The sequence below is a fragment of the Delftia sp. ASV31 genome (assembly GCF_016428765.1).
Lineage (GTDB): Bacteria > Pseudomonadota > Gammaproteobacteria > Burkholderiales > Burkholderiaceae_C > Comamonas > Comamonas acidovorans.
Map to the genome: position 1 here is coordinate 20,655 of NZ_JAELTK010000037.1, position 18,417 is coordinate 39,071.

Below are 18,417 nucleotides of genomic sequence, written 5' to 3' on the forward strand. Positions count from 1 at the left end.
TCCGCCCCGATTCCCAGCCAATGACGGAGACAACCCCATGATGAACAAGCGCAACTTCCTGCACGCCACCGCCCTGGCCGCCTCCCTGCTCGCACTGGCCGCCAGTGCGCAGGCCCAGGACTTTCCTCCCAAGAAGCCCGTGTCCCTGGTCGTGGGCTTCGCCGCCGGCGGCGCTGCCGATGCGGCCGCGCGCCTGATCGCCAAGAAGCTGGGCGAGAACATCGGCCAGAGCGTGGTGGTGGAGAACAAGGGCGGCGCGGGCGGCAACATCGCCCACCAGCAGGTGGCCAACGCGGCGGCCGACGGCTCGGTGCTGCTGTTCGGCTCGGTGGGGCCGCTGACCATTGCGCCGCACCTGATGAAGCTGCCCTACGACCCCTTCAAGGACCTGGCGCCCATCTCGGGCGGCGTGAACTTTCCCAACGTGCTGGTGGTGCACAAGGGCGCGGGCGTGAAGACCCTGGCCGAGTTCGTGGCCAAGGCCAGGAAGAACCCGGGCACGGTGGACTACGCCTCGACGGGCGCGGGCTCGGCCTCCCACCTGGCAGGCGAGCTGTTCAACCAGCGCGCGGGCATCGACATGGTGCACGTGCCCTACAAGGGCGGCGCGCCCGCGCTGCAGGACCTGCTGGGCGAGCGCGTGACCAGCTACTTCGCCGCGCCGCCCACGGCCCTGCCCCACATCGAGGCCGGCAAGCTGATCCCGCTGGCCACCACGGGGCTGACACGCCCGGCGTACATGCCCGACATCCCCACGGTGGCCGAAGCCGGCTATCCCGGCTTCGAGGCGCTGAACTGGTATGCCTTCGTGGCACCGGGCAAGACGCCCAAGCCGATGCTGGACCGCTGGAACACCGAGATCGTCAAGGTACTCAATGACCCCGGCGTCAAGGAGGCGCTGAACAAGCACGGCCTCACCCCCCAGCCCACCACGCGCGCCGAGTTCGCGGCCTTCATGAAGAAGGAGTACGAGCAGTGGGGCAGGCTGGTGAAGGAGCGAAAGCTCTCGGCGGAGTGAGCGGCTTGCAGGCGTTCAGAGCTTGATCGGCTTGCGTGCCACGGGCGCTGCAAAGCCCGCGCACAGGCGGTTCCAGACATTGATGCTGCCGATGGCATAGGTCAGCTCCACCATCTCGCGCTCGCTGAAATGCGGGCGCAGCGCCTCGAAGTCCTGCTGCTCGGGATGGGCCTGGCTCAGGCGCGTGCAGCGCTCGGCCCAGTTCAGGGCGGCGCGCTCGCGCCCGTCGTAGAAATCCACCTCGGGCCAGGTGACGATGCTGTTGATGCGCTGCAGGTCCTCGCCCCGGGACAGCAGTTCGCGCGTGTGCATGTCCACGCAGAAGGCGCAGCCGTTGATCTGCGAGACGCGCAGGAACACCAGCTCCAGCAGCTGGATGCCCAGGCTGGACTCGTTCAGCAGCGCGTTGATGCCGGCCTGGGCCTTGTACAGCTCGGGGGCGACGGCCTGGAAGTTCAGGCGCGGCGTGGGGGCGGCAAGAGGACGGGCGCCGGTGGCAGCGGAAGACGAAGCGGTCATGGAAAACACTCCTTGAGGGATGTAGCAGCCGGCCGGAATGGCTGGCCCATACCTTCAAGACGCACGGGGCGTGCGCGTTGTGACAGCGTTGGCGAAATTTTTTCGCAGGCCCCGGCCCCATCGCCCATTCCCGCCCCGGCGGCCCCTCAATCCGCCACGATGCGCCGCTCAGTGGCGATCTTGCGGTACAGGGCGTTCTCGGCCGCGATCTCGCGCGCGAACTCCTCGGGGCGGTTGCCGATCACGCGCGAGCCCGTGTCCTCGATCTGGCGGCGCACCTCGGGGCTGGCCAGCGCGCGCTGGGCGGCCGCATGCAGGCGCGCCACGATCTCGGGCGACAGCCCCTTGGGGCCGTAGATGCCATAGAAGGCGCTGCGGTTGACCGGCTCCAGCCCCAGCTCCTTGAAGGTGGGCACCTGGGGCAACTGGGCCAGGCGCTCTGGCGCGGCCACCGCCAGCGCGGTGAGCCGGCCCGCCTTGATGAAGGGCAGGGCCGAGGGCAGGTTGTCGAAGACGATGGGCACCTGGCCCGCCACCGCATCGTTGAGCGCGGGGCCCGATCCCCGGTAGGGCACATGCGTGAGCGACAGCCCCGAGCGGCTGGACATCAGCTCCATCAGCATGTGGCCTATGGAGCCCGTGCCCGCCGTGCCGTAGGCATGCTTGCCGGGGTTCTTCTTCACCTCCTCCACGAAGGCCGCAAAGCTCTGCGCCTTGAAGCCCGGATGCACGGCCAGCACATTGGGCGTGGCCGCAATGTTGGTGATGGGCGTGAAATCGGTGAGCGGGTTGTAGGGCAGGCGCGGGTTGATGGCCGGATTGGTGGCCGTGGTGGACACGGTGGCCACGCCCAGCGTGTAGCCGTCGGGCTGGGCGCGCGCGGCCTCGTGCGCGCCGATGGCGCCTCCGCCGCCGCCCTTGTTGTCCACCACCAGCGGCTGGCCCAGGGCCTCGGCCATGCGCGGCGCGATCGCGCGCGCCACGATGTCGGTGGTGCCGCCGGCCGCAAACGGCACGATCAGGCGCACCGGGCGCGTGGGATAGGCGCCGGCATCGGCCGCCATGGCGCCCGGTGCGGCGCCTGCGGCCAGCAGCAGGGCGCACAGGCTGCGGCGTGAAGTGAAGTGGCTCATGGAATGTCTCCTGGGAATGGCTGTGTTTTGAACGGACGGTGGAGGTTTCTGTCAGGCCGATGCGCGGCGCACGATGTGCGAGCGGTCCAGCGCGCCGCAGGAGGAGGCACCCAGCATGGCCAGGTTGCGGTCCACCTCGTCGCGCAGCAGGCCGATGGCGTGCAGCACGCCGGCCTCGCCGCCCACGGCGGCGGCATAGTTGAAGGGCCGGCCCACCAGCACCATGCGCGCGCCCAGCGCCACGGCCTTGAGCACATCGGAGCCGCGCCTGAAGCCCCCGTCGATCAGCACGGGATAGTCCGGCCCCAGGGCCGCCACCACGTCCTCAAGAATGCGCATGGCCGACACCGCGCCGTCGAGCTGCCGCCCGCCATGGTTGGACAGCACGATGCCGTCGGCCCCCACGCGCCGCGCCTGCAGCGCGTCCTCCACGCTGAGCACGCCCTTGATGACCAGCGGCCCCTTCCAGCGGCGGCGGATGGCCTCGATGTGGCGCCAGCTCAGGTGGTCGCGTGCCGAAAAATCGCGCATCACGCTGGACGACATGATGGGCGCGCCGCGCGTGGCAAAGGAGTTCTCGAAATGCGGCATGCCGTGGCGCAGCAGCGTGCGCAGGAACGTGCCCGCCACCCAGCCCGGGCGCACCATGCCGTCCCAGGCCAGGCGCAGGCTGGGCTTGAGCGGCGTGGAAAAGCCGGTGCGGATGTTGTTCTCGCGGTTGGCGGAGATCGGTATGTCCACCGTCACCACCAGGGTGCGAAAGCCTGCGCGCTCCACGCGGTCGATCAGCGCGTCGATGCGGGCCTGGTCACCGGGGATATAGGCCTGGAACCAGGTGGCCGGGCTCTCGCGCGCCACCTCCTCCATGGGGATCAGCGAAGTGCCGCTCATCACCGACACAATGCCCGCGCGCTGGGCCGCGCGGGCCAGCACCAGGTCGCCCCGGTAGGTGGACAGCGCATTGATGCCCATGGGCGCAATGCCGAAGGGACTGGCATAGCGCTCGCCGAACAGCTCCACGGCCTGCGAGCGCTGCGACACATCGGCCAGCACGCGCGTGGTCAGGCCCCATTCGCCGAACACCTCGCGGTTGTCGCGCAGCGAGGCGTTGTCCTCTGCCGCCCCGGCGATGTAGCCGAAGATGGGCCGGGGCAGCCTGCGGCGCGCGGCCTCCTCGAAATCATGCAGCGACAGCATGCGGCGCAGCACGGCCGGGGCGCGCGGCGCCGGCAGGGCGGTTGCCGAAGGCGTGGAGGCAGAGGAGGAAGCGATGGCGGCCATGGTGCGGACCTCGGAATGTTCAGGAACCGGCGCCACTGTAGGACGCGCATCCATTGAATGAAAGTGGATTATTTAGAATGCACTTGTTCGCTTTTTGCCAATGACAGCCCCATGTCCACACCCTCGGTCAAGCAGCTCGAAGCCTTCTGGTGGGCCGCCACCTGCAGCAACTTCGCCACGGCCGCGCAGCGCGTGCACCTGTCCGTGTCCTCGCTGTCCAAGCGCATCACGGAACTGGAGTCCGCGCTGGGCCAGCCGCTGTTCGACCGCAGCGGCCACCGCGCCGTGCTTACCGACGCCGGCCAGCGCCTGCTGCCCGCCGCGCTGGAGGTGCTCAACGCCATGGCCGCGCTGGGCCAGGCCCTGGACACGCGCGAGGCGCTGGCCGGGCATTGCCGCTTCGGCGTGGGCGACCTGTCGGCGCTGACCTGGCTGCCGGCCTTCGTGGCCGCCGCGCGCCAGGCCCATCCGCAACTGGTTCTGGAGCCCCATGTGGACGTGGGCGGCGTGCTGGAGCAGCGCCTGGACGACGGCGAGCTGGACTTTGCCGTCATCGCGGGCCGCTCCTCGCGCAGCAGCCTGCTGTCCCGCCCCGTGGGCGCCGCGCGCTTTGCCTGGGCCGTGGCCCCCGGCCTGGCAGGCGCGGGCCGCCTGGGCGCCACGGCCCTGCTGCAGCGCCATGCACTGGTCACCCTGCCCCCGCAGGCCGGCACCACGCGCCTGCTAGACGACTGGCTGCTCGCCCAGGGCGCCAGCGTGCGCGAGCGCATCCTGTGCAACAGCTGGGGCGCCGTGGCCGGCATGCTGCGCGCCGGCGTGGGCGTGGGCTTCCTGCCCACCGGCTGGATCGCCGCCCTGGGCCTGCGCGCCGTCGGGGGCGCCCATCCCAAGGCCGCCCTCGCACCTCTGCACTACGCCTTCCAATGGCGGCGCGGCGACGCCCGCGCCCTGATCCCGGCCATGCAGCAACTGGCGCAGGCGCAGGTGGATTTCACGGTGATGCCGGGGTTGGTGGGCGCAGGGCGATGAAGGCCAATGGATCCAGACGCAATACCCTTGATCGCGTTGATGCGATACAACATGCGTCAAGGCCGGCGCACTCCAGAATCAAAGGGCGAGCGCGGTTGTGACCAAGGGCAGGAGGTGAGCAGCGCCACTGCGCTGGCTGTCGGCAACTCCTGCACAAACAACATGAAAGGAGGAGAGGGTGGATAGTCTTGACGAGGCGGAGGCTCGCCAGATACTGTCAGAACGTCACTATTGCGACGACGCCGAGGCCGACGATTGGAAGTTACTGGACAAGCCACAGGGAGCGTTCAACTTTGAACAGGGCCTGGTAACGGACAGCGGCAAGGGGACAGGCCTTGTGGTCCAGTTGAACTTCTATCGCTCTTCGGATACTGGGCTCATCACCCTGAAGATGAGTGTGTTCCGTCACATGAAGAAGCAGCCCAAGGCAAGGGTTTACCAATTGCAGATCACAACGAAAAGCTACAACCCCGACAATTGGCACGATCAGGCGCATGAGCATCTGGGAGATGCACGAAACCCTGTTCCAGAGTGGAAGTCATGGCGGACTTTCCATGACGTTTTCGCATTTTTCTGTCAACGCACCAACATCGAATTCAGGCCCGCACTTGAGGATCCAGAACAGCTGAGGCTCCAACCATGATCTGCCAGAACCTTCTCAACCTGACCGGGTTTGCGTGCCAGCCCATCAACGAGCAAGGCACGCTTGCAAGGATCAACACGCCCTTCTGTTTTGCCGATGGCGACCCCGTGCCTGTGTATGTGCAGAGTTTCGACAACGACATACATCGGTTTTTCGACGATGGCCAGACCGTCCTGCACTTCATTGGCAGAGGGATGAATTTCTCGTCAGGGCACAAGCTGAGGTTCCTCAGCAACCTGGCGAGCAAACACGGGGCCTCGCTCAATGCCAAGGGCGTCATAGAGATCCTGTCAACGGACTCGTCGTCCGCCGACGCCTTTGCACGGTACATCTCCTGCCTTGTAGCCATCACCCATTGGGAGATGGAGCACCAGGGCGTGGACGCCGATGGATCGGCATTTGCCACGGAGGTAGCACAAGCCCTGCTCCAAAGGTACCCCGGCAAGGAGCTGCAACTTAGGCCCGAATACCTTGGAAGCTCGGGCAAGCGGCATGAGTTGGACTTCAAGATGGAAGGCTCTGGGTATCTGGCCGTCAAGCCAACGCAGCAGTCTGCGGCTCCCGCCCTCTACAAGCTGGTGGACATCACCAACCGGCAAACCAATGACGGCGAAAACATCGTGGTCGTGATCGATGACAGATTCGACAAACAGGCCGCCAAAAACACCCAGCAAGTCTTCAGAAGCATCGTCAGCGACGTGATCCACTTCAGCAAGCTTGTCCCTGCAGACTCTGCAAGCGCTGCGATCGTGCACTGAGCAGGCAAAAGCCCTGAGCCTATGGCAGGGGACTCAAAATCCCCCACTCCACCAACTGCGGCCGCACCTGCACCACCTGCCCCGCGCGCAGGCCGTCCCCGTCGATGGCGCGGAAGGCCTCGGCCATCAGGCCTTCGACGTTCTGGCGCACCATGTGCACCGGAAAGCGCAGGCATTCGGCATAGGGATCCCAGTCATAGCTGCCAAAGCTGCATTGCGCCAGTTCCGCATCGGGCAGTGCGCGCAGGAAGCGGATGGCGCCCTGCAGCGTGATGCCCGATGAGAACAGCAGGGCGCGCGGCAGGCCGCCCAGGCGCTGGTAGAGCGCTGCCATGGCAAGGCGGGCCGCTTCGGGGTCGTAGCCGCAGCAGACGATGTGCTCGTCCGCCACCGGCGTGTGGGGCGCCAGGGTTTCGCGAAAGCCGGCCAGGCGCTGCTCGGTGGCGTACTCCTTGCGGACGCCGCCCAGAAAGCAGATGGCGTCCTGCGGCGCACCTGCCGGGGGCCTGGAGCGCGCCAGCAGCAGGCGTGTGAGTTCGGCCGCACCCCAGCGGTTGTCGCTGGTGACGGAGGGCGCCTTTTTCCCGGGCAGATCCACGTTGACATGGCGCACGCCGGCCTGGCGGCATTCGGCGCTGATGGCGTCGGGCCGGGTGGCGCCCGTGACGATGAGGTGCTCCACGCGAAAGGCGATCAGCGAGCGCACGGTCTCCACCTCCAGCGCGCCGTCGCGCAGCGTGCTGACCACCAGCGGGCACAGGCCGCGCGCATGGGCCATGCGCTCGAAGGCCTGGGACAGCGCGCCGAAGAAGCGGTCCTCGTGCGTGGGAATCACCATGCCGATCAGCCCCGAGCGCTGGCGGCGCAGGCCGCTGGCCTGGCGGTTCACGGCAAAGCTGTGTTCCTGGGCGAGCTGCTGCACGCGGCGCGCGGTCTCCTCGCTGATGCGCCGCGACTGCCAGCTGCCGTTGAGGATGGCGCTGACCGTCGAGGCCGAGGTGCCGGCCAGTTCGGCCAGGTCGTAGATGGTGGAGGTTCGGGGGCGGTTCACGGTGCTCTGCAGGGGTTGGGACGGGAGCGCTCGGCGGCCATCGTAGCCGCTGCGGCAGCGATTCGGGCGGACCGGCACCGGCACGCAGCAGCGGCCCGGGAAATCCCGCATCGGCAATGGAAGTCCATCTGTCTATAGTTTGCGCAATCGATTGTGCAAAACAGAGGGAGGAGCGCCATGTTCCATGGATTCAGCCGGTTCTCGAGGGCACTGTTGGCCTGCACCCTGGCGGCGCTGGCAGGCGCGGCCAGCGCCGAGGATGTGTCGGTGGTGGCCAAGGTCGGGGGCATTCCGTGGTTCAACGCCATGGAGGCCGGCATCCGCAAGGCAGGCCGCGAGCTGGGCATCTCCAGCGGCATGGTCGGCCCCACCGAGGCCGATGCGGCCCAGCAGGTGCGCGCGGTCGAGGACCTGATCGCGCGCCGCAGCAAGGTCATCGCCGTGGTGCCCAACGATGCCAGGGCACTGGAGCCCGTGTTCCGGCGTGCGCGCAGCGCGGGCATCAAGGTGCTCACGCACGAGTCGCCCGACCAGAAGGGCGCCGACTGGAACATCGAGCTGAGCAGCGTCGCGGGCTTTGGCGAGCGCCACATGGACAGCCTGGGCAAGGCCATGGGTGGCGAAGGCAAGTACGTGGTCTTCGTGGGCTCGCTGACCGTGCCGCTGCACAACGCCTGGGCCGATGCGGCCATCGCCCACCAGAAAAAGCAGTGGCCGAAGATGCAGCTGGTGTCCGAGCGCTTCGGCGTGGCCGAGAGCCTGGACGACTCCTACCGCAGCGCCCAGGACCTGATGCGCGCCAACCCTGACCTCAAGGGCTTTCTGGCCTTCGGCAGCCAGGGCCCCATTGGCGCGGGCCGCGCGGTGGCCGATGCGCGCAAAGCCGACCGCATTGCCGTGGTGGGCTCGTTCTCGCCGGGCCAGGGCGCGAAGCTGGTGCGCGACGGCGTGATCCGCGAGGGCTTCATCTGGAACCCCGCGCTGGCCGGCGAGGTGATCGTGCATGTGGGCAAGATGCTGATCGACGGCCGCGAGCCCACGGACGGCATGGAGATACCGGGCCTGGGCACGGTCCAGGTGGACCGCGAGCGCCGCAACATCCAGGGCCAGAGGCTGGAGCCGATCAACCGGCAGACCATAGACCGGCTGGTCGGCCTGGGCCTGTGAGCCGCGCGCTGCCATGGATGCCACCACAACGGCACTGGTCCGCATGCAGGCGGTCACCGTGCGCTTTGGCGACGCCACCGCGCTGCATGCGCTGGACTGGGACGTGATGCCCGGCGAGGTGCACTGCCTGATGGGCAGCAACGGCAGCGGCAAGAGCACGGCGATCAAGGTGCTCAGCGGCGTGCACGCGCCGCAGCCGGGCGCGCGCATCGACATCGGCGGACAGCCGGTGCAGCGGCTGGACCCGGCGCTGGCCAAGTCCCTGGGCATCCAGGTGATCTACCAGGACCTGTCGCTGTTTCCCAACCTGAGCGTGGCCGAGAACATCGCCTTCGACCAGGCCATGGGCCGCTGGTGGGCGCCCGTGCGCCGCAGGCGCCAGCGCGAGGCGGCCCAGGCCGTGATGCGGCGCCTGGGCATTGCGCTGCCGCTGGATGCGCGGGTGGGCGACCTGCCCATTGCGGGCCGCCAGCTTGTGGCTATCTGCCGGGGCATGGCGGCCCGGGCCAGGCTGCTGTTCATGGACGAGCCCACGGCCTCGCTCACGCGTGCCGAGGTCGATGCGCTGCTGGCCGTGGTGCGCCGGCTCCAGGCCGATGGCATGGCCATCGTCTTCGTGAGCCACAAGCTGGATGAGGTCATGGAGATCGCCGACCGCGTCACCGTGCTGCGCGACGGCCGCAAGCTCGGCACCTGGCCCGCCGAACAGTTGTCGGGCCGGCAACTGGCCGCGCTGATGACCGGGCAGGAAGTGGATGAGCGCCTGCATGCGCGCGACATGTCCGCCGCGCCCGCGCTGCTGGAAGTGCGCGGCCTGGGCCGCGACGGCGACTACGAGGACGTGAGCTTCGACGTGCGCGAGGGCGAGATCCTGGGCCTGACCGGGCTGCTGGGCGCGGGCCGCACCGAGCTGGCCCTGGGCCTGTTCGGCATGCGCCGGCCCGACCGCGGCAGCATCCGCCTGGGCGGCCGCACGCTGGCGCTGCGCAGCAACCGCGATGCCATGGCGGCGGGCATTGCCTATGTGCCCGAGGACCGCCAGTCCATCGGCCTGAACCTGCGCCAGTCCGTGCAGGACAACCTGGTGCTGGCCATGCTGCCGCGCCTGTCCGGCCCGCTGGGCTGGCTGCCCGCCCGCCGCCGTGCCGCCACTGCGGCCCAGTGGCGCGACCGCCTGCACATGCGCCTGCCCGCGCTGGACGCACCCGTGCACCAGCTGTCGGGCGGCAATGCCCAGCGCGTGGTGCTGGCGCGCTGGATGGCGACCGCGCCGCGCCTGCTGATCCTCGACTCGCCCACCGTGGGCGTGGACATCGGCAACCGCCAGGGCATCTTCGAGATCGTGCACGGGCTCGCCGCACAGGGCATGGCGGTGATCGTCATTTCGGACGAGGTGGCCGAGGTCCATGCCCACTGCGACCGCGTGCTGCACATGCGCGGCGGGCGCATGGCCGGCGAGTTCGTGCCGGGGGTGCATTCCGAAAGCCAGATCGAGGAGGCCGTCCATGCCTGAACACGCACACGCGCTGCTGCACCACCCCGTGGCCCGGCTGGGCCTGGCCATTGCCGCCATGGCCCTGCTGTTCGGCGCCCTGGCGCCGGGCTTCTGGACACTGGGCAACTGGATGGACGTGGCCGAGGGCGCATCGGTCACCGCCATCATGGCCGTGGGCCTGCTGGTGGTGCTGGTCGCGGGCGGCATCGACATCTCCTTTGCCGCCACGGCCACGGTGGCGCAGTACCTTGCGGCCCTCGCGGCCACACGCCTGGGCTGGCCACCGGCGGCCAGCATCGCGCTGGGCCTGGCCACGGGACTGGCGCTGGGCGCATTCAACGCCCTGCTCATCCACCGCCTGCGCGCCACCTCCATCATCATCACCATCTCCACGCTGAACCTGTACTTCGCGCTGCTGATGCATGGCACGGGCGGCCGGTCCATCTACGACCTGCCGTCGTGGTGGAGCGATTCCGTGGTGCTGGCCCGCTTCGCAAGCGCCGACGGCGCAGACCCCGTGCGCCTGACCCTGCCCATCGCTGTGGCCGGCGCAGCCGCCGTGCTGACGGCGCTGCTGCTGGGCCGCAGCGCGCTGGGGCGGCGCCTGTACGCCTTCGGCGGCAACCCCGAGGCCGCCCACCGCATGGGCATCGGGCTGGGCGCCATCCAGGGCGTGGCCTATGGCTGGCTCGGCATGATGGCGGCCATCGCAGGCCTGGTGCAGGCGCACCGCGTGGGCGAGTCGGTGCCCAACGCCCTGGTCGGCACGGAGCTGTTCGTGCTCGCGGCCGCAGTGCTGGGCGGCGCAAGCCTGTTCGGCGGCACGGGCAGCGTGGGCGGTGTGCTGATGGGCGTGCTGCTGCTGGCCGTGCTGCGCAACGGGCTGAACCTGCTGGGCGTGTCGCCGTATTTCTTCCAGGTGCTGCTGGGCGCCGTGGTGCTGGCCTGCGCCGCCGCAACGGGACTGCGGCGCACGCAGCGAAGAACCCGGCAGCGCAGTGCTGACGCCACTCCTGCAGCGCCCTTGGCGGGGGCCGCGCCATGAACCGCAGCACTGGCGCACCGCTGGGCCTGATCGCGCTGCTGGCGCTGCTGTGCGCCGTGTTCACGCTGCTGCTGCCCGGCAGCTTCGCCACCCTGGGCACGCTGCAATCGGTGCTGCTGCAAATCCCGGAACTGGGCCTGCTGGCACTGGCGCAGATGCTGCCGCTGATCAGTGGCGGCATCAACCTGGCCGTGGTCGCCAGCGCCAACATGGCGGGCCTGGCCATGGCCTGGGTGCTGGTGGGAGGCCTGTCGGCGCTGGGCCTGGACCTGTCGGGCCATGAGGGCCTGCTCATCGCCGCGGCACTGGCCGTGGGCGCCCTCGCCAGCCTGCTGGTGGGGCTGGCCAGCGGCTGGCTGGTGGCGCGCGTCAACGCCCATCCCATCCTCGTCACGCTGGGCACCATGTCGCTGATCAACGGCCTGTGCGTCTGGCTCACGCGCGGCAAGCCCATTGCAGGCTTTCCCGAGACCTTCCAGGCCCTGGGCTCCGCCCAGTGGCTGGGCCTGCCGCTGCCGTTCTGGATCTTCGCGGCCGTGTGCATGCTGGTGGGCCTGTACCTGGGCAGCACACGCCACGGGCTGGCCATCTGCATGGTCGGCTCCAATGCCGAGGCCACGCGCCATGCGGGCATCGATACGCGCCGCGTGCTGATCGGCGTCTACACCCTGTCCACGCTGCTGTGCTGGATCGCGGCGGTGCTGATGATGGCGCGCTTCAACTCGGCCAGTGCGGGCTACGCCCAGTCCTACCTGCTGGTCACGGTGCTTGCGGCCATCCTGGGCGGCACCGATCCCATGGGCGGCTTCGGCCGGGTGTCGGGGCTGTTCGTCGCACTGCTCATCCTGCAGGTGCTGTCCAGCGGGGTGAACCTGCTGGGCGCCAATGCCCAGCTCACGCAGGCCCTGTGGGGCGCCACCATGATCGCCGCCGTGGCGGCGCGCCACCTGCTGGCGCGCTGGCGGGGCCGTGCCCGGGCACCCGCCGAACCCTCCCCTTCACTCTCTCGCAGAGTCCACCCGGAGCCCCTATGAACCCCCTCGGCATCCACGCCCTTGTCTGGGCCGGCGACCTGTCGCCGGCATCCACCCGCCATGTGATCGAGCAGACGCGCCAGGCCGGTTACGACCTGGTCGAGCTGTCCCTGCACGGCCCCCGGCTCATGGACCTGTCGCTCACACGCGACCTGCTGCAGGAGCATGGCCTGGGCGTGGGCTGCTCGCGCGGGCTGATCTTCGAGGCCGATGTCTCCAGCGAAGACCCCGCCGTGGTCGCGCGCGGCCTGGCGCTGCTGCAAGAGGGCGTGGACATCACGGCGCGCCTGGGCGGGCGCTACTTTGGCGGCATCCTCTACGGCGCCATGGCGAAATACGGCCACCCCTGCACGCCGCAAGGCCGGCGCAACGCGATCGAGGCCGTGCGGCGCATTGCCGACTTCGCGGGCGAGCGCGGCGTCACGCTGGGCCTGGAGGTGGTCAACCGCTACGAAAGCAATCTGCTGAACACGGCCGCGCAGGCGCTGGAGTTCATCGACGAAGTCGGCCAGCCCCATGTCTGCGTGCACCTGGACACCTACCACATGAACATCGAGGAATCCGACCTCGCCGCGCCCGTGCTGGCCTGCGGACAGCGGCTGGGCTATGTGCACATCGGCGAGAACCACCGCGGCTACCTGGGCGCGGGCCACATCGACTTCGCGCAGTTCTTCGGTGCCCTCGCGCAGATCGGCTACCAGGGCACCGTCACCTTCGAGAGTTTCTCGTCCGCCATCGTCAACGAGCAGCTGTCGAACGCGCTGGCCATCTGGCGCCCGATGTGGGAAGACGGCATGGACCTGGCCCTGCACGCACGCGGCTTCATGGCCGACGGGCTGGCCAGCGCGCAGCAGGCACGCGCATGACGGCCATCCTGCCGCCCGAGGCCCTGGCGCGTGCGTTTGCGCTGGCACGCTCCGGCCCCCGCCGCCTGCTGGGCCTGGCTGGCCCGCCCGGCGCAGGCAAGAGCACGGTCTGCGCCGCCCTGCTGCAGGCACTGGGCCCGCTGGCGGCGGCCGTGCCCATGGACGGCTTCCACCTGGCGCAGTCCGCGCTGCAGCGCCTGGGCCGCGCGCAGCGCAAGGGCGCACCCGACACCTTCGACTCGGCCGGCTACGTGGCCCTGCTGCGCCGCCTGCACACGCCCGTGGCTGGTGAAACGGTCTACGCCCCCGAATTCCGGCGCGCCATCGAGGAGCCCATTGCAGGCGCCATCGCCATCGCGCCCGGCGTGCCCCTGGTCATCACCGAAGGCAACTACCTGCTGATGGATGAACAGGATGCGCCGGGCACGCACTGGCATGCCGTGCACGCGCTGCTGGACGAGGTCTGGTACGTGGACATGGACGACCGCCTTCGCATCGAACGCCTGACCCGCCGCCACGAACTCCACGGCCGCAGCCCCCAGGCCGCACGCGACTGGGTGGCGCAGGTGGACGAGCCCAATGCGCGCCGCATTGCGGCAACGTGGTGGCGGGCGGATTGGGTGTTGCGCTGGGGGTGAGCGAGGGAGCGAACACGGTTGCGGCAGCCAGGCCTTTCAGGGGGTGCCGGAGCGACCGCCCTCCTCCCGACGCGCCAATGCCACCGCGTCCCGCAAATTCAGCTTCAGCATGGCTTGTCCGCCGATGTAGCCGGCCAGGGCGCTTGTTGCGCGCTGCTCTATGGCATCGGCACTGGTCAGCCCGAGCCGAACCAGGGCCGCGATGTCCTCTTTGTCGTTGTCGGCGAACCGGGCAATCTTGCTTACGGCAAGATCCACGGGAGACAGGACATGCACGCGAATCTGGTCCACACCGAGGTCGATAGGGATGGCGTCATCCAGATAGTCCTCATGCATCAGCGCAAAGCTGGAGTTGTAGTTGGTGTCGAGGTAGACCACCTGCGGGGTGCCGTCCTCCAGCATCACCTCGACCATCAGGTCGTTCGGCAGATGGACGCGCCCGCCGAATTCCGCATCCACATCGGTAGTGACGCGGTCTGCTGTGTAGAGGTGAACGGCCATGCCGCCAGCCAGATAGACATTCAAGGGGCGGCCCAGCGCAAGCCGCTGCTCCAACTGCTTGAACAGCTCCCGCAGGCCTTCTGCCAGCGCCGTATGGGTATGAAAAATCGGGAGCATGGACATGGCCTCAGTGCCCACGCAGCCGAAGGCTGAGCATGTCGCGCAGACGGGGCAGGCTCAGAACCCAACCCCGCCTGACCACATCTTCCGATGGCAGTCTTTCTTCTGGATGCAAGGCGAAATATCGCTCGCTGGCCTGCATCAGGCTCGCAGATTCCTGGGGGAATCGCGAACGGACGATCATGGCGGCCAGGCGAAACACGTTGGCTTCGCGCTGGTCCTGGGCGGGCTGCGCACGCTCCCGGGCGACGAACGAGCAGCGCGATAGCAGCGCCGATTCATCATCTCTGGCCGTCATTGCATCCACCTCCGTTCGCACCATGGCATCAAGATTTCGATGCCATGACTCTAAAGCGAACTCGATCTGCGCGGCAGGCCTTGGGGCTTTCGCGGGCTCAGAACGCCACCACGCCCCCATCCTTGCGCGGGTCCGATCCGCCGATGTAGTGGTCGCCGTCGCGCAGAACCAGTTGCGCGCCGCCGAAGGCGAAGACGCCATGGCCTTCCTCAATCGTGACTTCGTGGCCGCGTGCGCGCAGGGCGGCGACGACCTCGGCGTCGAAGGAGGGTTCCACGGCCACGCCCTTGCCGCCCGTCACGCGCCAGCGCGGTGCGTCGGCGGCGGCCTGGGGGTTCTTGCCGTAGCGCAGCACGCGCAGGGCCATCTGCAGGTGGCCCTGGCTCTGCATGGGGCCGCCCATCACGCCGAAGGCCATCTGGGGCGTGCCGTCGGCGTTCATCGCAAAGGCCGGGATGATGGTGTGCGAGGGGCGCTTGCGCGGCGCGACCTCGTTGGCATGGCCGGCTTGCGTGGTGAAGCCGTGGCCGCGGTTTTGCAGGCTGATGCCGGTGCCCGGCACGACCACGCCCGAACCGAAGCCCATGTAGTTGGACTGGATGAACGAGACCATCATGCCGCTGGCATCGGCCGCCGCCAGGTAGACCGTGCCGCCCGGGCGCGGTGCGCCGTAGGTGGGCGCGCTGGCACGCTCGCGGTCAATGAGCGCCGCGCGTTCGCGCAGGTAGCCGGCGTCCAGCAGATGGGCGGATTCGACGCGCATGTGGTCGCCGTCGGCGTTGTATTCGTGCAGGTCGGCCAGGGCCAGCTTCATGGCCTCGACCTGCAGGTGCACGGACTCCACGCCGTCCAGCGGCTCGGCGCCCACGCCCAGTGCGTCCAGCATGCCCAGCGCCATCAGCGCGGCAATGCCCTGGCCGTTGGGCGGGATCTCGTGGATCACCGAGTCGCCAAAGGTCTGCGACACCGTGCCGACCCAGTCGGCCTGGTGGGCGGCCAGGTCGGCCTCGGTCATGGCGCCGCCGCAGGCCTTGGCGTGCTCGGCCATCGAGCGCGCCAGTGCGCCACGGTAGAAGGACTCGCCCTTGGTGGCGGCGATCTCCTCCAGCGTGCGCGCATGGGCTTCGCTGCGGAAGACCTCGCCCGCCTTGGGGGCCTTGCCATCGGGCAGAAAGCACTCTGCAAAACCGGGCTGGTCGCCGAGCTTGGCGCCGCCCAGCGCCCACAGCGTGGCGATGGTGGGCGAGACCGCAAAGCCGTCGCGCGCATAGCGGATGGCGGGCTGGGCCAATTGCTCGAACGGCAGCTTGCCGAAGCGGCGCGACAGCTCCACCCAGGCCGAGACGGCGCCGGGCACGGTGACGGCGTTCCAGCCCTTCTCGGGGATGCCGCCCAGCGCGGCGAAGTACTCGGGCGTCCAGGCTTCGGGCGAGCGGCCCGAGGCATTGAGGCCGTGCAGCTCCTTGCCATCCCACAGGATGCAGAAGGCATCGCTGCCCAGGCCGCAGCCCGTGGGCTCGACCACGGTCAGCGCCATGGCCGTGGCAATGGCCGCATCCACGGCATTGCCGCCGGCCAGCAGCATGGACAGGCCGGCCTGCGCGGCCAGCGGCTGCGAGGTGGAGACCATGTTGCGGCCCAGCACCGAAGAGCGGTGCGAGGCGTAGGGAAGTGTCCAGTCCTTGATGGTGCTTGTCATGTCTCGATGGGGAAAAGGTTAGTCAAGGGTGATTTTGTTGTCTTTGATGACCTGCGCCCAGCGCGCGCTGTCGGCCTGCACCATGGCCGCGAACTGCGCGGGCGTGCGGGGCGATGCGGCCTCCACGCCCTGCTTGGCCAGGCTGGCCACCACCTCGGGATTCTGGATGGCCTTGTTGAAGGCCTGATTGATCCGCGCCACCAGCTCGGGCTTCATGCCGGCCGGGCCATAGACGCCGAACCAGGTGACCGAAGAATAGCCAGGCAGGCCGGACTCGGCCACCGTGGGCAGGTCGGGCGCCAGCGCGCTGCGCTTGTCGCCGGTCACGGCCAGTGCGCGCAGGCGGCCGCTGGCCACATGGGGCATGCCGGTGGGAATGGAGTCGAACAGCAGGTGCACCTGGCCCGCGGCCAGGTCGGTGATGGACTGGGCCGTGCCCTTGTAGGGCACATGGGTCAGCTGCAGGCCCGCGCGCGCCGCGAAGGCCGCCGCGTTCAGGTGGACGATGGTGCCGTTGCCGCTGCTGGCGTAGTTGAGGGCGCCCGGATGGGCCTTGGCATAGGCGATCAGCTCCTGCACGTTGCGCACGGGCAGCGAGGGCGTGACCAGCAGGATGCTGGCCGCGCCGCCGATCTCGGCAATGGGCGTGAAATCCTTGTCGGCCTTGTAGGCCAGACGGGTCATCAGATGCGGCGAGATGGCATGCGTGCTGCTGGTGGTGAACAGCAGCGTGTAGCCGTCCGGCGAGGCCTTGGCGGCCTCGCCCGCGCCGATGGTGCCGCCCGCGCCGGGGCGGTTGTCGATGACCAGCTGCTGGCCCAGGTCCTGGGACATGCGCTGCGCCACCACGCGCGCCACGAGGTCGGTGGCGCCGCTGGCCGGAAAGGGCACGACCAGGCGCACCGGGTGCGAGGGCCAGGACGCCTGGCCCTGTGCCACGGCGGGCAGGGCGATGGCGCCAGCCAGGGCACAGGCTGCAGCCACGATGGCGCGGCGTGGAAGTAAAACGCTGGGCAATGCCTTCATGGGCACACTCCTGGACAGGGGTTGGACGGCTGCAGCCGCTGCTCCCCAGCAACGCCGCAACAGGCCATCGTAGAACCCTCGCCCCTTTGCCGCCATCAGCAAATTTGCAAACCTGCGTTGCCTCTGCGGCAAATTGATGACAATCGGGGCGACATGCCCGACGCCCGCCACCTTCTTTTGCAGGACACCGCGCTGCGCTACTTCCACGAAGTGGCGCAATGCGGATCGCTGACCGAGGCCTCGGCGCGGCTGCATGTGGCGGCCTCGGCCATCAGCCGCCAGATCGCGGCGCTGGAGGGGCTGCTGGGCACGCCGCTGTTCGAACGCCACCCGCGCGGCATGGTGCTCAATGCGGCCGGGGAGATCCTGGCCGACCATGTGCGCCGCGCCGGCCTGGATGCCGAGCGCGCGCTGGGCGAGATCGAGGCCCTGCAGGGGCTGCGCAGCGGCCGCGTGCGCATCGCAAGCTCCGACGCCTTTGCCAACGAATTCCTGCCGCGCCTGTGCGCAGCGTTCCAGCGCGCGCATGCCGGCATCGTCTTCGAGGTGATGGTGCTGCCCACGCCTGCCGTGCCAGAGGCCGTGCGCAGCGGCACGGCCGACATCGGCCTGTGCTTCAGCCGCGCGCCTGAAAAAGGCATTGCCGTGGCCTGCCGCGTGGCGGCGCCCCTGGTCGCCCTGGTCGCACCCGGCCATGCCTTGGCCCAGGCGCGCCGCCTGTCGCTGGCCCAATTGGTACGCCACCCCCTGGCACTCACACCGGCCGATACTGCCGTGCGCCAGCTGCTGGACGCGGCCTGCAGCCGCCAGGGCCTGATGCTGATGCCCGTGATGGAGAGCAACCACGGCAAGACCCTGCTGAACTTTGCAGCCCAGGGCGCCGCCGTGGCCGTGGCCAGCGAGATCGCCGCGCGCCACATGGTGGCCACAGGCGCACTGGTGGCCGTGGCGCTCAGCGACCGGGGCATGGACCTGCGCGACATCGAGGTGCAGACCCTGGCCGGCCGCACGCTGCCGCATGCGGCGCAGTCCTTCCTGGAAATGCTGCAGCTCAGGCTGCCCACCTCCTGGTAATCCACCTGGAGCCCTGGCATGG

The 18,417-nt window shown here is 69.1% G+C and carries 19 protein-coding genes; 11 read left to right on the forward strand and 8 right to left on the reverse strand.

Annotated features, from left to right (window positions below):
- Window positions 1–37 precede the first annotated feature (37 nt).
- Entirely contained in the window at window positions 38–1,018 is a 981-nt protein-coding gene (locus JHD82_RS14940; protein ID WP_180288355.1) for a tripartite tricarboxylate transporter substrate binding protein, read from the forward strand.
- A gap of 15 nt (window positions 1,019–1,033) precedes the next feature.
- Here JHD82_RS14940 and JHD82_RS14945 read toward each other — a convergent pair whose 3' ends face one another.
- From JHD82_RS14945 to JHD82_RS14955, 3 genes are all read right to left on the reverse strand, one after another.
- Window positions 1,034–1,537, reverse strand: a complete 504-nt coding sequence (locus tag JHD82_RS14945; RefSeq protein ID WP_199137190.1) for a carboxymuconolactone decarboxylase family protein — start codon at window positions 1,535–1,537, stop codon at window positions 1,034–1,036.
- Window positions 1,538–1,683: 146 nt separating this feature from the next.
- Window positions 1,684–2,670: a tripartite tricarboxylate transporter substrate binding protein BugE gene (locus JHD82_RS14950; RefSeq protein WP_199137192.1), complete on the reverse strand. Its 987-nt coding sequence runs from the start codon at window positions 2,668–2,670 to the stop codon at window positions 1,684–1,686.
- 51 nt (window positions 2,671–2,721) lie between these two features.
- Entirely contained in the window at window positions 2,722–3,951 is a 1,230-nt protein-coding gene (locus JHD82_RS14955) for an alpha-hydroxy acid oxidase (RefSeq protein ID WP_199137194.1), read from the reverse strand.
- A 111-nt stretch (window positions 3,952–4,062) separates the two neighbouring features.
- On the opposite strand from JHD82_RS14955, the gene JHD82_RS14960 reads away from it, so the two are divergent.
- The 3 genes from JHD82_RS14960 to JHD82_RS14970 all read left to right on the forward strand — a co-directional run bounded on the left by JHD82_RS14960 (window position 4,063) and on the right by JHD82_RS14970 (window position 6,381).
- Window positions 4,063–4,980: a LysR family transcriptional regulator gene (locus JHD82_RS14960; RefSeq protein WP_199137196.1), complete on the forward strand. Its 918-nt coding sequence runs from the start codon at window positions 4,063–4,065 to the stop codon at window positions 4,978–4,980.
- A 178-nt stretch (window positions 4,981–5,158) separates the two neighbouring features.
- Window positions 5,159–5,623, forward strand: a complete 465-nt coding sequence (locus JHD82_RS14965; protein ID WP_016454004.1) for a hypothetical protein — start codon at window positions 5,159–5,161, stop codon at window positions 5,621–5,623.
- Complete coding sequence (locus JHD82_RS14970) at window positions 5,620–6,381, forward strand: DUF1828 domain-containing protein (RefSeq protein WP_199137198.1); 762 nt, start codon at window positions 5,620–5,622, stop codon at window positions 6,379–6,381. The genes JHD82_RS14965 and JHD82_RS14970 overlap by 4 nt, the downstream gene beginning before the upstream one ends.
- A 19-nt stretch (window positions 6,382–6,400) precedes the next feature.
- Here JHD82_RS14970 and JHD82_RS14975 read toward each other — a convergent pair whose 3' ends face one another.
- The gene (locus JHD82_RS14975) at window positions 6,401–7,432 is read right to left on the reverse strand and encodes a LacI family DNA-binding transcriptional regulator (RefSeq protein ID WP_307838101.1); all 1,032 of its coding nucleotides are present in this window, start codon (window positions 7,430–7,432) and stop codon (window positions 6,401–6,403) included.
- A 177-nt stretch (window positions 7,433–7,609) separates the two neighbouring features.
- Between JHD82_RS14975 and JHD82_RS14980 the strand changes: the two genes are divergently transcribed.
- Genes JHD82_RS14980 through JHD82_RS15005 form a run of 6 tightly spaced genes read left to right on the forward strand, consistent with a single transcriptional unit; the run spans window position 7,610 to window position 13,677 of the window.
- On the forward strand, window positions 7,610–8,599 hold the full coding sequence (locus tag JHD82_RS14980; protein WP_199137202.1) for a substrate-binding domain-containing protein: 990 nt from the start codon (window positions 7,610–7,612) through the stop codon (window positions 8,597–8,599).
- Window positions 8,600–8,612: 13 nt separating this feature from the next.
- Window positions 8,613–10,112, forward strand: a complete 1,500-nt coding sequence (locus tag JHD82_RS14985) for a sugar ABC transporter ATP-binding protein (protein WP_199137203.1) — start codon at window positions 8,613–8,615, stop codon at window positions 10,110–10,112.
- Complete coding sequence (locus JHD82_RS14990; protein WP_199137206.1) at window positions 10,105–11,139, forward strand: ABC transporter permease; 1,035 nt, start codon at window positions 10,105–10,107, stop codon at window positions 11,137–11,139. Before JHD82_RS14985 ends, JHD82_RS14990 begins: the two co-directional genes overlap by 8 nt.
- Window positions 11,136–12,173 (forward strand): ABC transporter permease, encoded by a 1,038-nt coding sequence (locus tag JHD82_RS14995; RefSeq protein ID WP_199137208.1) that lies wholly within the window; start codon window positions 11,136–11,138, stop codon window positions 12,171–12,173. The genes JHD82_RS14990 and JHD82_RS14995 overlap by 4 nt, the downstream gene beginning before the upstream one ends.
- Entirely contained in the window at window positions 12,170–13,039 is an 870-nt protein-coding gene (locus JHD82_RS15000; protein WP_199137210.1) for a sugar phosphate isomerase/epimerase, read from the forward strand. The genes JHD82_RS14995 and JHD82_RS15000 overlap by 4 nt, the downstream gene beginning before the upstream one ends.
- Window positions 13,036–13,677, forward strand: coding sequence for a nucleoside/nucleotide kinase family protein (locus JHD82_RS15005; protein ID WP_199137212.1), 642 nt, complete (start codon window positions 13,036–13,038; stop codon window positions 13,675–13,677). Before JHD82_RS15000 ends, JHD82_RS15005 begins: the two co-directional genes overlap by 4 nt.
- 36 nt (window positions 13,678–13,713) lie before the next feature.
- On the opposite strand, the gene JHD82_RS15010 is transcribed toward JHD82_RS15005, so the two are convergent.
- The 4 genes from JHD82_RS15010 to JHD82_RS15025 form a co-directional block, all read right to left on the reverse strand.
- Entirely contained in the window at window positions 13,714–14,295 is a 582-nt protein-coding gene (locus JHD82_RS15010; RefSeq protein WP_233174748.1) for a DUF6036 family nucleotidyltransferase, read from the reverse strand.
- A 10-nt stretch (window positions 14,296–14,305) separates the two neighbouring features.
- Window positions 14,306–14,596: a hypothetical protein gene (locus tag JHD82_RS15015; protein WP_034366457.1), complete on the reverse strand. Its 291-nt coding sequence runs from the start codon at window positions 14,594–14,596 to the stop codon at window positions 14,306–14,308.
- 97 nt (window positions 14,597–14,693) lie between these two features.
- A complete protein-coding gene (locus JHD82_RS15020) occupies window positions 14,694–16,295 on the reverse strand; it encodes a gamma-glutamyltransferase family protein (protein ID WP_199137214.1) in 1,602 nt (533 codons plus the stop codon).
- 18 nt (window positions 16,296–16,313) lie between these two features.
- A complete protein-coding gene (locus JHD82_RS15025; protein ID WP_012202711.1) occupies window positions 16,314–17,321 on the reverse strand; it encodes a tripartite tricarboxylate transporter substrate binding protein in 1,008 nt (335 codons plus the stop codon).
- A gap of 153 nt (window positions 17,322–17,474) precedes the next feature.
- Here JHD82_RS15025 and JHD82_RS15030 point away from each other — a divergent pair, with 153 nt between their 5' ends.
- Window positions 17,475–18,395 carry a LysR family transcriptional regulator gene (locus JHD82_RS15030; RefSeq protein WP_034366405.1) on the forward strand — a complete coding sequence of 307 codons (921 nt, stop codon included), beginning with the start codon at window positions 17,475–17,477 and terminating at the stop codon, window positions 18,393–18,395.
- Window positions 18,396–18,417: the final 22 nt, after the last annotated feature.

Excerpts from the sequence above, each read along its gene's own strand:
- JHD82_RS14940 (WP_180288355.1), top strand. The coding sequence starts at position 38 with ATGATGAACAAGCGCAACTTCCTGCACGCCACCGCCCTGGCCGCCTCC.
- JHD82_RS14945 (WP_199137190.1), bottom strand. The coding sequence starts at position 1,537 with ATGACCGCTTCGTCTTCCGCTGCCACCGGCGCCCGTCCTCTTGCCGCC.
- JHD82_RS14950 (WP_199137192.1), bottom strand. The coding sequence starts at position 2,670 with ATGAGCCACTTCACTTCACGCCGCAGCCTGTGCGCCCTGCTGCTGGCC.
- JHD82_RS14955 (WP_199137194.1), bottom strand. The coding sequence starts at position 3,951 with ATGGCCGCCATCGCTTCCTCCTCTGCCTCCACGCCTTCGGCAACCGCC.
- JHD82_RS14960 (WP_199137196.1), top strand. The coding sequence starts at position 4,063 with ATGTCCACACCCTCGGTCAAGCAGCTCGAAGCCTTCTGGTGGGCCGCC.
- JHD82_RS14970 (WP_199137198.1), top strand. The coding sequence starts at position 5,620 with ATGATCTGCCAGAACCTTCTCAACCTGACCGGGTTTGCGTGCCAGCCC.
- JHD82_RS14980 (WP_199137202.1), top strand. The coding sequence starts at position 7,610 with ATGTTCCATGGATTCAGCCGGTTCTCGAGGGCACTGTTGGCCTGCACC.
- JHD82_RS14985 (WP_199137203.1), top strand. The coding sequence starts at position 8,613 with ATGGATGCCACCACAACGGCACTGGTCCGCATGCAGGCGGTCACCGTG.
- JHD82_RS14990 (WP_199137206.1), top strand. The coding sequence starts at position 10,105 with ATGCCTGAACACGCACACGCGCTGCTGCACCACCCCGTGGCCCGGCTG.
- JHD82_RS14995 (WP_199137208.1), top strand. The coding sequence starts at position 11,136 with ATGAACCGCAGCACTGGCGCACCGCTGGGCCTGATCGCGCTGCTGGCG.
- JHD82_RS15000 (WP_199137210.1), top strand. The coding sequence starts at position 12,170 with ATGAACCCCCTCGGCATCCACGCCCTTGTCTGGGCCGGCGACCTGTCG.
- JHD82_RS15005 (WP_199137212.1), top strand. The coding sequence starts at position 13,036 with ATGACGGCCATCCTGCCGCCCGAGGCCCTGGCGCGTGCGTTTGCGCTG.
- JHD82_RS15010 (WP_233174748.1), bottom strand. The coding sequence starts at position 14,295 with ATGCTCCCGATTTTTCATACCCATACGGCGCTGGCAGAAGGCCTGCGG.
- JHD82_RS15015 (WP_034366457.1), bottom strand. The coding sequence starts at position 14,596 with ATGACGGCCAGAGATGATGAATCGGCGCTGCTATCGCGCTGCTCGTTC.
- JHD82_RS15020 (WP_199137214.1), bottom strand. The coding sequence starts at position 16,295 with ATGACAAGCACCATCAAGGACTGGACACTTCCCTACGCCTCGCACCGC.
- JHD82_RS15025 (WP_012202711.1), bottom strand. The coding sequence starts at position 17,321 with ATGAAGGCATTGCCCAGCGTTTTACTTCCACGCCGCGCCATCGTGGCT.
- JHD82_RS15030 (WP_034366405.1), top strand. The coding sequence starts at position 17,475 with ATGCCCGACGCCCGCCACCTTCTTTTGCAGGACACCGCGCTGCGCTAC.